Below are 15,831 nucleotides of genomic sequence, written 5' to 3' on the forward strand. Positions count from 1 at the left end.
ACTTTATTTTCATGTCAAGAAACTGAAACAAAAAAAGAAGATTTTAAAACAGGATATATAGATTCAGCTGTACTTTTAGAAAAGTATGAAAAATTCAAAGATGAAGCAGATAAATTAAAAGTTAAATATGAAGAAGCAGGTAGACCATATGAGACCAGAGAAAAGCAGTTAATGGCAGAAAGAGAGAGTTTACAACGTGCCGCTCAAGCTAATGGTCCAGCTTGGGTACAACAAAATCAACAACGTTTAGCAGATTTTGAAAAAAGATCACAAGAATTTTTACAAGCTAAACAACAAGCTTTAGCTGCTTTAGAGGAGCAAACTAATAAACAACAGGATTCTTTAGTAAAAGATGTTAGAAAATATATTAAAGAATACGGTAAAAAAGAAGGTTTTGATTATATCTTCTTAACAAATGATGCTTCTAATATTATTTATGCTAAAGATGGATATAATTTAACAGATAAGTTGTTAAAACAATTAAACGAAGAATACAAAACCAACAAAGAAAAAAAATAATTTCATCCCGATTCGTCGGGATTTTCTTTTTTATATATTTGCCTATCAATTATTTACGCCTATGAAAAATGTATCAGCCGAGGCACAATTTGTGCTTAAATTTATTAATCAAACCAATATACCTATCTTCTTAACAGGTAAAGCAGGAACAGGAAAAACAACGTTGTTAAAAGAAATTCTTGCTACTACACATAAAAATACTACTGTTGTTGCACCTACAGGGATTGCCGCACTTAATGCAGGTGGAGTAACTATTCATTCTTTATTTCAATTGCCTTTTGCCGCTTTTATTCCTGATAATAAGCCAGTTAATTTTATTTCTGGTCAACAAAAATTTGAAAGTCGTTTCACTTTAGGTCGTCATTTTAAAATGAATCGTACCAAAAAGGCAATCATTCAAAATCTTGAATTGCTCGTTATAGACGAAGTTAGTATGCTTCGTTCAGATGTGCTTGATGCTATGGATTTTATGCTAAAAAAAGTGAGACGTTCCGAAAAACCTTTTGGGGGTTGTCAGGTTTTATTTATAGGTGATTTATTACAATTACCTCCAATTGTTAAACCTGAAGAATGGCAATTACTGCAAAAGTATTATGTAGGTATGTATTTTTTTCATGCACTTGTAATACAAGAAAATCAACCGTTGTATGTTGAATTAGACAAAATATTTAGACAAGATGACGCTGTTTTTATTGAATTACTCAATCATTTGAGAAACAATACTATAACTTCCTCACATCTTAAGTTTTTGAGCAAATATGTTCAACCTGATTTTGACCTTAAGAAGAATACAGGTTACATTACATTAACAACTCATAATTACAAAGCGGATAAAATTAATGAGGAAGCTTTAAATGATTTAACCACCCCCTCTTTTTTTTATTCTGCTGAGATAATTGGTGATTTTCCAGATAAAATTTATCCGATAGAACCAACACTTGAATTGCGTGTTGGTGCTCAAATCATGTTTATTAAGAATGATACCGCATTAGAGAAAAAATTTTATAACGGCAAAATGGGAGTTATTCAATCATTAGCTGAAAAAGAAATTAGGGTTTTCTTTGCCGAAGAAAATAGAACCATAGATGTAGATCTTTATACTTGGGAGAATATAAAGTACACTATTGATGATAACACAAAGGAAATTTCGGAAGAAGTTATAGGAACATTTACTCACTACCCCATCAAATTGGCGTGGGCTATTACCATTCATAAAAGTCAAGGTTTAACTTTTGACAAAGCAGCGCTTGATGTGTCGCAAGTTTTTGCTCCTGGACAAGCCTATGTAGCGCTTTCTAGACTTCGTGGCTTAAATGGCTTAATTTTGCTTTCTCCGTTGAATTTAAATGGAATTACAAGTGATCAATCAGTAATTAACTATGCTAATAACAAAGCAACTTCAACTATTTTAGAGCAAACATTGACTCTAGAAACACGAAATTATCTTTTGGAAACGTTTATTAATGCATTTGATTTCAAACAGTTAATACAAGAATGGCGTAATTTTCAATTTAGTTTTAAAGATGAATTACCCAATTCGACTAAAAACAAACATAAAATTTGGGCAACAACACAGGCAGAATCCTTATTTCAGTTGTTAGAACCGTCCACAAAATTTGCATTACAATTAAAAAAAATTTTTAGTCAAGAACATGTTGATTTTACATTTCTAAAAGAACGTTGTGTGGCTGCTTATCAGTATTTTTTTAAAACAATTGATTTTATTGAAGATGAATTGTTGTTAAAAATAGAGGAAATTAAACGGAAAAAAAAGATGAAAGCCTTGTATGATGAGTTACAAGCTTTGGAAGAAATACAATTAAAAACGATTCTCAATTTAAAAAGAGCTTTAATACTCTTAAATGCATTAATAGAAAAGACAGAAATTACAAAAGAACTTTTGTATTCAGATGAGATTAAATATTTTAAAATTAATAAGTTAGTATCAATTGCGAACCGTTTTAAATCGGAAAATAGTTCGTTATTAGAGGATGAGGACGATGTTTCTTATTATGATTTACCTAAGAAAAAAGAAAAAAAGGATAAAAAATCTACTTTAGAAACCACTTTTGAGTTGTGGAAACAAAATAAAACGATTTACCAAATTGCAGAAATCAGAAAATTGTCTGCGGGAACTATTTTTGGACATTTTACCAAATTATTAGAAGCTGATTTGTTGCGTTTAGATGATATTATATCAGATGAAAAAATAAACGAATTAAGAGAAGCTTTTAAAAATTACAATGATGAACCTTTAGGTGAAATTAAAGAAAAATACGGAGACCAATTTTCATGGGATGAATTACGCTTGTTTAAAGCGAGTTTGAAGAAGTGAAATTAAATCACTTCTCCGTCTTTCATTTCAATAATGCGGTCGCTACGTTTAGCAAAATCGTCATCATGTGTTACTGCAATAATAGTTTGACCATAATTTTTGGTCAATTCTTGAAAAATATCAAAAACGATTTGGGTATTTTTACTATCTAAATTTCCTGTAGGTTCATCACCCATAATGAGTAGAGGATCATTGATTAATGCTCGGGCAATAGCTACACGTTGCTGCTGGCCTCCAGAAAGTTTGTTGGCTGGTTTTAACGCTTGGTCTTCAAGTCCTAAGATTTTTAATTTTTCATAAGCTTTATGTTCAATTTCGTCATGATTTAATTTGCCTAATTTCAAAGCTGGTATCATAACATTTTTTAAACAACTAAATTCAGCTAACAAATAATGAAATTGAAACACAAAACCAATTTTTTCATTTCTTATTGTAGCTAATTGATCGACACTTAAATCGGTTACTAATTGATTATCAATATGTAAATTTCCTGTATAATCGGTATCCATTGTTGAAAGGATATACAATAAGGTTGATTTACCACTACCTGATTTTCCAATCATAGATAAAAACTCTCCTTTTTTAACCTCAAAAGAAATGTTTTTTAATACCTGAAACTCTATTGGATCATAAAAGAATTTATTGATATTTTGTGTTTTTAAAATCGTACTCATTTTATTTTCTAAATATACTTACTGGATCTACTTTTGCTGCTTTTTTTGCGGGAATATAACCAGCTAAAAAGGTAATGATTAGTCCAACGATTACACCTTGCAAATATTTTAAAGGTTCAAAATCAATAGGAAAATAACCAATATCACCACCTACATAAACTTTTTTAAGAATCGAAATTAATATTGTTGCAATTAACATCCCTCCTATCACTCCTGCAACTCCAATAGATATTGCTTGTGTAACAAAAATGCGAATAACATCTTTTCCCTTGAAACCCATCGCTTTTAAAATGGCAATATCATTTATTTTTTGCGTAATGGTCATGTTTAATATGTTATAAATTCCAAATCCAGCGACAATTAAAATTGTGAATGAAACAAATAAAATAATGATTTTACGCATTTTATTAGCTGCCATAAAAGTTGCATTGGCTTGCTTCCACCCTTCTGCTTTGTATCCTGAAATAATGGAGAGTGTTTCGGCTATTTTTTCAGCTTGTTCTGGATCAAAAACATTGACATTAATATCGGTTACATAAGACGCTCCTTCTTTAAGAAATTGTTGGGCACTAGCAATATTTACGTAAGAAGTTGTTTTATCTACTTTAGAATTGTTGGTTTTAAATAATCCAATAATTTTTAAATTTTTAGTCACAGCTTTTGAAGAAGTGATAGACAGGTTGTCTCCAACTCCTAAACTCATTTTCTCTGCAATTCCAGTTCCAATAATGATTCCGTTTGGATTTGATTTCAATAAATCAAAATTACCTTCTACCATGTAGGATTTGATATCAAACATAATATTAGCTTCTTCGGGTTTAATTCCTATAGCACTTCCTGCAATTTGTGATTTTCCATTGTTAAAGAACACATTAGTAGCGACTTGTGGGGTTACAACGGTTACTTCTGGTTGTTTTAAAAGCGTTTCTATAATTAATTTTGGATTAATTATGGTGTTGTTTTTTGGAACAATTTTTGGGTTAATGATAATAAACTTTTCTTTGGAGTTTTGAACCAATGGTTTACTAATGACATCGTCGTTATAAATTCTAATATGAGGAGTCGTTTTAAAAATACTGGCACTCGAACTCTTATCAAAACCCACAAGCATACTATTCATAAATATATAAATAGACATACCTAATACTACTCCCAAAGTAGCAACAGCTGTCATTTTTTTATTAGAAAATAAATAGGTTTTTGCTATGTCTAAATTAATATTCATATACTTTAAGGGACTAGTGGTACAATGATGTCTTCGCTTGATAAACCAGATAATATTTCAACATATTCGGTGGAAACAATTCCAGTTTTAACAAGTACTGCCGCCTCTTTTCTTTTTACTTTCACTTTATTGCCAAAACCAAGGTATTTTCTAGGAATTAATAAAGCATTCTTTTTTTCGCCAACAAGAATGTTAGCTTCTAATTGTGTGCCATATAAGGAATTAGGTAACGATTGATTAAACAAGGCTTTGCATATAAATGATTGTGTTTTATCATCATAGGCAGTTAAAATTTCACTTATTTTACCTTCAAATACTTTTTGTTTATTGGTGTTTAATTGTATGAATACAGGTTGACCTATTTTTATCTTAGCTATACTATTTTCATCTACATTTAAAACACATTCCATCTTTTTTGCATCAGCTATCACAGCTATTATGTCTCCTTTCTTTACATAATCTCCTGTTTCTTTTAATTTTTTTATCACAGTTCCTTCTTGTGGTACTTTTATTTGATTATAATTTAGTTGTACCCTACTGTTTTTTAATTGGTTTTCAGCATTTATATCATTCTGTCTAGCTTGTTGCAATACTTGTTCATATTGTTTTTTTAAAGTATTCCATTGAGACAGTGAGTTTTCTGCTGCTAAACGCATATTTTCATATTCCACTTTAGCTACACTCTGACTTTCATACAAACGTTTATAGCGATTCGCTTGTTTGATATCTTGCTCGTATTTGCTTTCAGCAAATTGAATGTTTTGTTTTATTTGTTGTAATGTAGGCGAGGATGCTGTAACATTCATTTTAGCAATTGTGGTCAGTTGTTGATTAGATATACTATTGTTCGCATTGGTTGGATTATCAATGTTTGCAATTATTTGATTTACTTGTACATGTGTACCTATTTCAAAAGAAACATTAGTTAGTACACCATCTGTTTGCGCTGTTAAATTATAAGCATGATCCCACTCTAAAGTTCCTGATGCAAAAACCAATTCTTTAATGGTATCTAATTTTGGATGAATTTCATCTTTTGAACCACAAGAAAACAAAAAGAAAGTACTAATAAAAGCAATTATTTTTTTCATATGTAAATCGATTTTTTAATTATTGTAAATTATAATTCGGTATTTAGTGTAACCAATTGTTGCTAGTGCTGAAGCTAAATTTAACTCACTATTTATTAAATCATTATGTGAAATCAAAAGTTTGTCTAATGGCAAAATTTGTTCATCATATTGATTTTTGTTTTTTTCAAATGTGTCTTTTTTCAACACATATATTTTTTCTAAACTTCGGAATTGTTGTATTGCTTTTTCATATTCTAACACCCATTGTTTATTCATTAAATCATTTTCTTTAGCAGCTTGTTCAGCATTGTTTTTCAATTGTTCAGCTTGAATTTTTTTTGCGTAAATAGTTGAAATTTTTTGAATAGTAGTAGGAAAATCCCAACTCAATTTTAACCCGATATAATTGTAATTTACCCAATTTGAATTAGGATCAAAATAGGTGATATTGCTTTGGTTTTGCCAATTAAAAGAAGAAATTAAAGTTAAAATAGGTAATTGCGACCATTGCGCGACTTTAACATCTTGAACTGTACTTTCATATTGTAATTCACTAATTTTAGTTTTTATGTTGTTTTTACTCTCTAATAATGAAATTTCTTTAGCATAATGATCTAGGTCTTCTTTCAGAAGAAAAACGTCTTTTTGATTGTAATAGGTTTGCAATGTTTCCATTTGAATTTTTAGAGTAAGCTCAAGCTGTATGAGTTTGTCATCTATAGCAATCAAATTGCTTTCCGCTTCATTTAATTCTTGTTTTCGTAGTAATCCTTCTTTAAACTTATTTTGATTTATTGTAACTATTTGTTCAGCTGTTTTTTTGTTTTCCTCAAGTATTTGTTGTTGTTTTTTTAGTAATAAAATGTTGAAGTACAAATTATTAATTTGATTGTAAACCGTTTGTTCATTCCATTTGTTTTGTTCTTTAATCAATTCTTCGTTTAAAGTGGCACTTTTAAGTAATGCTATAGTTCCTGGATTCACCACATCAATTTGTGGCTGGATTGAAAAAGTACTTACATATTGCTGTCCCATGGTTACTGCTTTAAATGTTCCCTCAGGTTGACCGAAAATTGGTCCTGGCAAAAAACTAACTTGTTGGTTAAAGTTATTTATCACTTGTGCTGTTGATGGAATTCTAGGGTTAAGTATATTTCCTTTAGCTGTTTTTTTTGTTAATGCAGCTAAGTCAGTTTGTAGCGTCTGATTTTTAATGCTTATATTTTGCTCTTTGGCAGATATAATTAATTCTTCTAATTTTTTAATCTCTTTATTTGTTTGTCCAAAACCTAATTGAACCAATAATAAAAAAAAGAAACGTTTTTGAATGCAAGAGTACATATTCATTTTCATCTTTCTACTTTATTTTGAAGCTATTAATTTTAACGTAGTACACATTATTTTATTACCTTCTTCTATGTTATTAAATTGAAAATGAGCCATTTTCCATTTAAACATCTGCATGCGAAAAGAACTTAAAACAATGTGCAACAAAGCATCCGTTTCTACAGAAGAAATAATTTCATTATTATTTTTACCTCTCTCTAATATTTCTCGTAATATTCTCATTTTCATTTGCATTATTTTCATCATGGTGTTTTGTATTGTTGTTGATTCATCAATTAAACCTTCTGATAAAATGGCAATTAGAAAATGAGGGTTTTCAGCAAAAAAATGAAATTGACTGTTAAATATTACTTCTAAATTCTTTATTGCATGTGTCTTTTCATCAACCAATCTGTTTAAACGTGTTGACATGGAAGTGTATAATTCATTAAGTAATAATTCTAAGATTGCTTCTTTTGACGGGAAATGTCTATATATAGCACTTTCAGAGAAATTCATTTCAGCTGCTAAAGATTTTGTTGTTAATCCTTTTATTCCTTTTTCAAGTAAAATCTTTCCGCTTACTTCTATTATTTCTTGTTGTCTCGATGATACTTTTGTTTTCATATTACAAATGTATGTGAATATTCACTAACTTTTTAAAAAAGTTTATTATTTTAAAAAAAAAGACAACATAATCGTTGTCTTTTAAAAATTCATATGGTAATACTTTAGCATTAAAGCCAATAAACGCCTAATAGCGCTGGAATAAAATAGATTACAATAGTTCTAGCACCATCATAATCTTTGGCTAATCGTTGACCAAATAATAAGAAAAGCAGGGTTATACATGAAACCATACAAGCATAATCGCCTAATTGAGTTGAGTGATTACTTATGTTTTCAATGATACCCATAACCGCTAGTACACCAGCTACAATCTCTAACGCCAGCACGATAAGCAACGCGGCAGGCACATGGTTTTTCAAAAGGGTTTGAGAAAAATGTCCTTTGAGCCAACCTACATTTCCATTCCAATCTAAAATTTTATCTAAACCAGATTGTAAAAAAGTAATGGCTAAAAAAGCGAGTAATAATAAGGCAAATGGATTCATAATGTATCTATTTTTGATTGTGTTAATTGATTATAACGTTTCTTTTTTATGTAATAAACGTGTTAATTTAATTGATAAATCGGTTAAAATTACATTTCCGTTACCATTTCGTTCTATGTGATAAATAGCTTCTTCAATTTCTTGATAAATTTCTTGTATGTTTCCACCATGGATAAAAGGAGCAAATTTCTCAAGTTTAAAATTTTCAAAAGTGGGCTCTAAGTAAACTAATTCTTTAGCTTGATAATTGAGCAATAGCGCTTGTCTGAAATACTGCAAACAGAAAAATAAAAAGTTTTTTTGGACTTCCCTACCCTCTTTTGAAATGAGACTACTCCATTGCAACAAATCGGAAATTACACTTGCATTTCCTTTAGCTTTAAAAGCTGCTCTTACCCAAGTAACAAACCATTGCTCAAAAATTTGCTCATCATTATCTTTATGAACTAAATGAAGAGCTTTGTTGAAATTTCCTTCAGATTGATGGGCAATTTTTTTAGCTGCATTTGCTTCTAGTTTGTATTTTTCAACTAAATGCTCAGCTATAACCTCTTCTGGTAATGCCAAGAAATCAACCATTTGACAACGCGAAGTTATGGTTTGCAATAAATCGGAAGTATTTTCTGCGATTAAAATGAAAACTGTTTTTTCAGGCGGTTCTTCCAGCAATTTTAATAGTTTGTTTGCAGCGGCTGTATTCATTTTATCTGCCATCCAAATTATCATCACTTTATATCCGCCTTCATAGGCTTTTAAGGCCAAGTTTTTACCAATTTCTGAGGCATCTTTAACCGAAATTATTCCTTGTTTTTTTGGAATTTCTAATTTCTTGTACCAATCAAATAAACCTGCATATGGATTTTCAGAAATAAATGCTCTCCATTGTGCTAGAAAGTTAGCACTAACTACATTATCCCCTTTGACGTCATCTGTACTGGTTATCGGGTAAATAAAATGTAAATCGGGATGTGAAAAATGTTCAAATTTTAAATTACAAGCACTATTTCCGTTAGAGTTTTCCCCATTTTGATTGTTACAAAGGATATACCTAGCATAAGCAATGGCCATAGGAAGTGTGCCTGATCCTTCAGGGCCTACAAATAATTGGGCGTGAGGAATTCTACCCTTATCTGCCGTAGTAGTAAGGAAGTTTTTAATATGGTTTTGACCTAATACATCGCGAAATAACATAGAGCAAACCTACATAAAAAAAATTAATTTTCCTTTTCTTCAATTGTTGTTTTCTGAATTTATTAAGTATTTATAAGATATTTTTAACGCCTTTTTAAAATCAATGACTTATATTTGCAAAATTCCAATAATTAGATAGAAATAGCTGATTTATATCTCGTTTCTTTAAAAGTAAAACAACAAACTAGTTCGGTATGAAAACAATTTTTGACATTAATTTTCAAGGTAAAAAAGCCTTAATTCGTGTAGATTTTAATGTTCCTTTAGATGAAAATTTTAATGTAACAGATGCCAATCGAATCGAAGCAGCACAACCCACAATTGCTAAAATTTTGAAAGACGGAGGGGCTGTTATTTTAATGTCACATTTAGGAAGGCCAAAAGGAAAAGAAGATAAATATTCTTTAAAGCACATTGTAAGTAAGATTGAGGAAGTATTTGGAAAAACTGTCAAATTTTCTGAAGATTGTAGAGGAGAAGTTGCGCAAAAAGCCGCTGCAGAATTACAAATGGGAGAGATTCTATTATTAGAAAATCTTCGTTTTTATTCTGAGGAAGAAGCAGGAGATATAGCATTTTCTAGAGAACTAGCAAGTTTAGGAGATGTGTATGTAAACGACGCCTTTGGAACGGCCCACAGAGCTCATGCATCTACTACAATTATAGCTAATGAGTTTCCAAATGATAAATGTTTTGGTGCTTTGTTAGCAAAAGAAATAGAGAGTATTGATAAAGTATTAAAAGACTCTGAAAAACCTGTTACAGCTATTTTAGGAGGAAGTAAAGTGTCTACTAAAATTACAATTATAGAAAATATTTTAGACAAAATTGACCACATGATTATTGGTGGAGGAATGACCTTTACCTTCATCAAAGCGTTAGGCGGTTCTGTTGGGAATTCAATATGTGAAGACGATAAAATGGAGTTGGCATTAGAAATTTTAGCAAAAGCAAAGGCTAAAGGAGTACAAATTCATCTACCGATAGATGTACTTGCTGCTGATGCATTTTCAAATGATGCTAATACGCAAGTAGTTGATGTGAAAGCTATTTCTTCTGGTTGGCAAGGTTTAGATGCTGGACCCAAAACACTTGCTGAAATTAAAGAAGTCATAGCAAAATCAAGAACGATTCTTTGGAATGGCCCAATAGGCGTTTTTGAATTACCATCTTTTGCAAATGGAACAATTGCTTTAGGTGAATTTATTGCAGAAGCTACTAAAAATGGAGCGTTTTCTTTAGTAGGGGGAGGAGACAGTGTTGCTGCTGTAAAACAATTCGGTTTAGAATCAAAAGTAAGTTATGTTTCAACAGGTGGTGGAGCCATGCTAGAAATGCTTGAAGGAAAAACACTTCCAGGAATTGCCGCAATTTTAAAATAAATTGTATAATAAATTAAAAAGTTTTACGTTTGTAATTCTTTGTAAATGAAATAGATAATAACTATCAAGTAGTTAGTACTTGAGAAAATATAGAATATAAATGAGAAAATTATTGATTATTTCCTTGTCGGTTCTGGCAAGCCAGTTTTCAATAGCTCAGGAAAGTCAAGAAAAAGAATTGCCTTTATTCTCACCAAAAATGTCGTATTTAGATTCGTTAAAATCGACATTTGTTAATCACGCTACAAGTACTTGTATAGATGAGCGTTGGTTGAGTGAATTAGCTAATTCTGATTTGTCTAAAGAAATGTTTTATGACATAGAACATTTAAATTTAGATGAAAAAGTAAATTATGATTTTGATACTGAGTTGTTTAAAAACCGATTAAAAAAGTTAGATGCTCGTTCTCCTTTTGTAATTGAGTACAATCCAACGCTTGAAAATACTATTAAGGCTTTCTTGAAAAACAGAAGTAAAAGTATTGAAAGACAAATGGCATTGGCAGAATATTATTTTCCAATGTTTGAAGAGCATTTGGCTAAATACAATTTACCTTTAGAAATAAAATATCTTGCTATTGTGGAGTCAGCTTTAAACCCAAGGGCAAAGTCTAGAGTAGGAGCAGGAGGAATTTGGCAGTTTATGCCTGCTACGGGTAAACAATATAAGTTAAATATTTCTTCTTATGTCGATGAAAGACACGATCCTTTAAAGGCAACTGAAGCAATGTGTCAATATATGACAAACATGTACGCTATTTTTGGCGATTGGAGTTTGGTTTTGGCTTCTTATAATTGTGGTCCAGGTAATGTTTCTAAAGCTATTAGAAGGGCAGGAGGGAGCACAGACTATTGGGAAATAAGAAGATATTTGCCTCAAGAAACCGCAAATTATGTGCCTGCTTTTTTAGCGACCATGTATATTTATGAATTTAAAAAAGAATATGGTCTAAAACCACGTAAAGCTAATGTTACTTACTTTGAAACTGATACCGTTGCGGTTAGAAAATCTTTAACTTTTAAACAAATAGCAGAATTGTTAGACGTAACTGTAGAAGAGTTAGAGTTTTTCAATCCTACTTATAGTAAAAATCACATTCCTTCTTATGAAGATGAATTGTATTTTTTACGTTTGCCTAAACATAAAATTGGATTATTTGTATCTAATGAAGAAAAAATCTATGCTTATGTAGATTATTTGGAAGCAGAAAAAATACGAAAATCACAATTAGCTAAACTTCAAAAACGCGATAGTATTGCTAAAAAAGACACTGTCGCTATTGCTTTAGCAGATATGAGTGATATTGAATATGAAAAAGTTGTTGAGAAACATACAAAGGAAGTAGTTAAAAAAGATTACCACAAGGTAAAAAAAGGGGAGACCTTATCTGAAATTGCAGATAAATATAATGTTTCAATTGCTGAGTTGAGAAAATGGAATAAAGTAAAAGGAAGCAATATTAACTTAGGACAATCGTTGGTTATTCAGACTAAGAAGAAAGTCACGGTTAACGAAATTGTTAAGAAACCAGTCAAAAAGCAAGAAGTTAAACCAATAGTGGAAGATGCTTCAGTTGCCGATGTAACATTAGATAAACCTTCTGAAAATAAAGAGGCTTTAACGGTTCAACCAAAGAAAGAAAGAATTGAAGTGAAAGAAGATTATTATATAGTGCAAAAAGGAGATTCTATTTTTTCAATCACTAAAAAATTCCCTAATTTAACTGTAGAAGATTTAAAAAAGAAAAACAATTTACCTAACAATAATATTCAGCCTGGAATGAAATTAAAAATTCAAGGATAATATTAAAATTCAAGTTTATTGATTGCCATAAAGATTAGTTTCTTTGTGGCAATTTTTAATTTACTAATTTTCACTCTATGTTAATATTTAAAATAAAGCGTTTTAACGAGCTTTCTACACAAGAGTTATATCAAATTCTGCAGCTTCGTTCAGAAGTGTTTGTGGTGGAGCAAAATTGCGTTTATCAAGACATAGACGGTAAAGACGAGAAAGCATTACACGTTTTGGGTTATAATGAAGAGGGTTTAGTGGCTTATTCTCGCTTATTTGCGCCAGGTTTATATTTTGAAAATGCTTCAATTGGAAGAGTAATTGTAAAGGAAGTGTTTCGCGACAAAAAATTTGGACACGATTTAATGAAAATTTCAATTGAAACAATAAAGCAAATATTTGATACTCGTTTTATAACTATTTCTGCTCAACAATATTTGAAAAAATTTTATGAAAGCCATGGATTTGTTCAAACCAGTGAGATGTATTTAGAAGATGATATTCCTCATATTGAAATGAAGCGAATTGATTAAACAAAAACCTTTTAAGTTTTTTTGTTGGATAAATTGAATAATAATAAGCGCTAAGAAAAACGACGAATTAGAATTAAATTGTTGAGAATTCGTTTGCTGTAATATTGAATAATAGTTTTCAAATTTCTACCAAATAGAGCGAGGGTTCTAATGGAAATAGAATATTTTGCTAAATATTATTTTGTTTTAGTAATAATTAATTCAACTCTTCTATCATATTGCACATCTTTACCCAATGGCTGTGTGTTGCCAAAACCTTTGTAAGTCATTCGTGTAATACTAATTCCTTTTTCTTGAAAATAGCGATAAACACGTTTTGCCCGATTTGTAGATAATTCTCTTTTTTTTGTTTGCTTATCTATTGCTTCCCTTTGAAAAGTAGGCGTGCAACAAACATGACCTTGAATTTCAATGCATATTTTTGGATAACGCTTTAAGAGCAATACTATTTTGTCTAATTCTTTTTTGGACGCAAAGGTTAAACTACTGCTTCCTTTTTCAAATAAAACATGTTCAAGATAAATCCGATCTCCTTCTACAGCATCTTTCCTAATGGTTTTGTAAATGCCCGGTATATTTAATTCTTCAATTACTAAAGGTTTAAAGTTTAAAACTACATCTACACGGCGGTTTTTTGAACGTGCTTCAGGTACATTTTCTTCTAAATCTTCATCAATCATTACTTTTCCTTTTCCTTCGATTGTGACAATGATTTTTAGTTTAATTCCCTTTTTAATCAGCATGTCTTTAACTCCATTAGCTCTTTTTTGAGATAATTTGTAATTATAGTCTACTTTTCCAATATCATCACAATAACCATATATTGAAATACTTTCTAATCGTGTGGTGTCAATTAATTTTAAAAAAGCAACTACAGCCTCTGATTGAAGAGGTTTTAATTCAGAAACATCGGTGTCAAAATAAATAGAATGTACTGTTTCTTCCTGTGCATGAACTAAAAGTATAAAGAATAGAGAAAAAAAAGTAACAAGCTTTTTCATGATTAACGTTTATTTTTTTAGAATTTTATTGTATTCAGAAGGCGTGTTAAGAAGTTGAACAGCTTTTGATATATCGCTATAATTACTAGAAATATAGTCATAGAAAGCATTTCTGTAACCATAACGTAACAACAACTCTTGATATAATAAGCGTTTTATTTCTTCTTTTTGTTTATCCAATTCTTTGTCTTTAGAACGATCAATAGCTAATTCTAACTGTTTAACTTCAGTAGAAATTTCATTATCAATTTTTTCTTTTTTTGCAGCTTCCAAAAGTGATTTTAAAGATTTTTCGGTGTTGGTGTTGATTTCGATTTTTTCTTTCTTTAAAAAGGCTTTAAATTCATTGAAATCAGTATCTGTGATTGCGTTTGGTTTTTTTGTGTTTGGATTTTTATAATACAATTGAGTGGCAAAATTAAAAACCGCTTCAGTTTCACTTATATTTCTACCAATAGTACTTAATTTCATGTCAATAATTTCTATATCAGGCATGACACCTCCACCGTCATACACTATTCTTCCTTTTTTAGTTTTAAAAGCATTGTATTCTTTTTCAGATGTTTTGATTGGCTTTCCATTCTCATCTTTTTTACTGTAATCCGTTGCTTGAATACATCTTCCAGAAGGCGTGTAGTACTTAGAAATTGTTACTTTTACTTGAGTTCCATAAGCTAAATTGAAAGGGCGTTGAACTAATCCTTTTCCAAAACTTCTATTTCCTACAATAACTGCACGGTCTAAATCTTGTAATGCACCAGAAACAATTTCTGAGGCTGAAGCACTTCGGTCGTTCACAATTACAGCTAATGGAATTTCTGTATCAATGGGTTCGTTTCTTGTTTTATAAGTGTGATTATGAACCGAATTTTTAGATTTAGTAGTAACAATTATTTCGTCTTTTGGTACAAATAAATTACAAATATTTACAGCCTCATGTAATAGTCCCCCTGGATTGTCTCTTAAATCTAAAATAATCTTAGTTGCTCCTTGTTCTTTTAGTTTTAATAAGGCTTCTTTGGTTTCAGCAGAAGCTTTTTCATTGAATTTTGAAAGTACTATATAACCCGTCTGATTGGGTAACAATCTGTAATAAGGTACTGCTTTGATTTCAACTTCATCTAAGACAATTTGTCCTTTTTTCTGAACCCCTTGTCTAGTGTAAATGATGTCTATTTTTGTGTTTTTAGCTCCTTTTAATAGGGCTGAAGCATCTTCTTTAAAATCTTTTAGATTTACATCTCCAATTTGAGTAATAACGTCTCCTGCTTTAAAACCCGCTTTATCTGCAGGCATGTTTTCATAAACCTCTCTAAGAATTAATTGACCGTCACGGCGCGTAATTAGAGCCCCAATTCCAGTATATTCACCAGTGTTGTTGATTTTATATTTTAAAACATCTTGTTCGTTAAAAAAAACGGTATAAGGATCTAATTCCTTTAACATGTTTTTTATAGCGACATCCATAATATTACCAGGATTGGTTTCATCCACATAATTTTGGTTCACAATTTTAAACATGGAGGTGAAAATTTCGATTTGTTTGGCTAGTTCAAAAAAATCATTTTGAAAGCTCATCCCCACAAATAGGAAACCTGACAATACTGCCGGAATCACGATTTTCTTTTTTAACGAAAATTTCATGAATACTTGATTTAATTA

The 15,831-nt window shown here is 30.5% G+C and carries 14 protein-coding genes; 5 read left to right on the forward strand and 9 right to left on the reverse strand.

What is annotated here, in order from left to right; translation table 11 throughout:
• Together QZ824_RS07030 and QZ824_RS07035 are read left to right on the forward strand one after the other, a co-directional pair.
• Nucleotides 1–519, forward strand: a 519-nt coding sequence (locus QZ824_RS07030; protein ID WP_291275314.1) for an OmpH family outer membrane protein, incomplete at its 5' end; no start/stop codon positions are given.
• A 61-nt stretch (nucleotides 520–580) separates the two neighbouring features.
• A complete protein-coding gene (locus tag QZ824_RS07035; protein ID WP_291275315.1) occupies nucleotides 581–2,854 on the forward strand; it encodes a helix-turn-helix domain-containing protein in 2,274 nt (757 codons plus the stop codon).
• A 2-nt stretch (nucleotides 2,855–2,856) separates the two neighbouring features.
• Here QZ824_RS07035 and QZ824_RS07040 read toward each other — a convergent pair whose 3' ends face one another.
• The 7 genes from QZ824_RS07040 to QZ824_RS07070 all read right to left on the reverse strand — a co-directional run bounded on the left by QZ824_RS07040 (nucleotide 2,857) and on the right by QZ824_RS07070 (nucleotide 9,458).
• Nucleotides 2,857–3,528 (reverse strand): ABC transporter ATP-binding protein, encoded by a 672-nt coding sequence (locus tag QZ824_RS07040; RefSeq protein ID WP_291275316.1) that lies wholly within the window; start codon nucleotides 3,526–3,528, stop codon nucleotides 2,857–2,859.
• Nucleotide 3,529: 1 nt separating this feature from the next.
• Complete coding sequence (locus tag QZ824_RS07045) at nucleotides 3,530–4,753, reverse strand: ABC transporter permease (RefSeq protein WP_291275317.1); 1,224 nt, start codon at nucleotides 4,751–4,753, stop codon at nucleotides 3,530–3,532.
• Between the two features lie 5 nt (nucleotides 4,754–4,758).
• On the reverse strand, nucleotides 4,759–5,844 hold the full coding sequence (locus QZ824_RS07050) for an HlyD family efflux transporter periplasmic adaptor subunit (protein WP_291275318.1): 1,086 nt from the start codon (nucleotides 5,842–5,844) through the stop codon (nucleotides 4,759–4,761).
• A 15-nt stretch (nucleotides 5,845–5,859) separates the two neighbouring features.
• Entirely contained in the window at nucleotides 5,860–7,173 is a 1,314-nt protein-coding gene (locus tag QZ824_RS07055) for a TolC family protein (RefSeq protein ID WP_291275319.1), read from the reverse strand.
• A gap of 15 nt (nucleotides 7,174–7,188) precedes the next feature.
• Entirely contained in the window at nucleotides 7,189–7,779 is a 591-nt protein-coding gene (locus QZ824_RS07060; protein ID WP_291275320.1) for a TetR/AcrR family transcriptional regulator, read from the reverse strand.
• Between the two features lie 110 nt (nucleotides 7,780–7,889).
• On the reverse strand, nucleotides 7,890–8,270 hold the full coding sequence (locus QZ824_RS07065; RefSeq protein ID WP_291275327.1) for a DoxX family membrane protein: 381 nt from the start codon (nucleotides 8,268–8,270) through the stop codon (nucleotides 7,890–7,892).
• 27 nt (nucleotides 8,271–8,297) lie between these two features.
• Nucleotides 8,298–9,458, reverse strand: coding sequence for a DNA polymerase III subunit delta' (locus QZ824_RS07070; protein ID WP_291275321.1), 1,161 nt, complete (start codon nucleotides 9,456–9,458; stop codon nucleotides 8,298–8,300).
• Nucleotides 9,459–9,652: 194 nt separating this feature from the next.
• Here QZ824_RS07070 and QZ824_RS07075 point away from each other — a divergent pair, with 194 nt between their 5' ends.
• The 3 genes from QZ824_RS07075 to QZ824_RS07085 all read left to right on the forward strand — a co-directional run bounded on the left by QZ824_RS07075 (nucleotide 9,653) and on the right by QZ824_RS07085 (nucleotide 13,168).
• Entirely contained in the window at nucleotides 9,653–10,840 is a 1,188-nt protein-coding gene (locus QZ824_RS07075) for a phosphoglycerate kinase (protein ID WP_291275322.1), read from the forward strand.
• Nucleotides 10,841–10,940: 100 nt separating this feature from the next.
• Entirely contained in the window at nucleotides 10,941–12,644 is a 1,704-nt protein-coding gene (locus QZ824_RS07080) for a lytic transglycosylase domain-containing protein (RefSeq protein WP_291275323.1), read from the forward strand.
• Nucleotides 12,645–12,721: 77 nt separating this feature from the next.
• Nucleotides 12,722–13,168 (forward strand): GNAT family N-acetyltransferase, encoded by a 447-nt coding sequence (locus QZ824_RS07085; RefSeq protein WP_291275324.1) that lies wholly within the window; start codon nucleotides 12,722–12,724, stop codon nucleotides 13,166–13,168.
• Nucleotides 13,169–13,344: 176 nt separating this feature from the next.
• Here the strand turns inward: QZ824_RS07085 and QZ824_RS07090 are convergent, their stop codons facing one another.
• Both QZ824_RS07090 and QZ824_RS07095 read right to left on the reverse strand, forming a co-directional pair.
• On the reverse strand, nucleotides 13,345–14,169 hold the full coding sequence (locus QZ824_RS07090) for an OmpA family protein (RefSeq protein ID WP_291275325.1): 825 nt from the start codon (nucleotides 14,167–14,169) through the stop codon (nucleotides 13,345–13,347).
• 9 nt (nucleotides 14,170–14,178) lie between these two features.
• On the reverse strand, nucleotides 14,179–15,813 hold the full coding sequence (locus tag QZ824_RS07095; protein ID WP_291275326.1) for a S41 family peptidase: 1,635 nt from the start codon (nucleotides 15,811–15,813) through the stop codon (nucleotides 14,179–14,181).
• Nucleotides 15,814–15,831: the final 18 nt, after the last annotated feature.

Source organism: Flavobacterium sp. (assembly GCF_021151785.1).
Taxonomy (GTDB): Bacteria; Bacteroidota; Bacteroidia; order Flavobacteriales; family Flavobacteriaceae; genus Flavobacterium.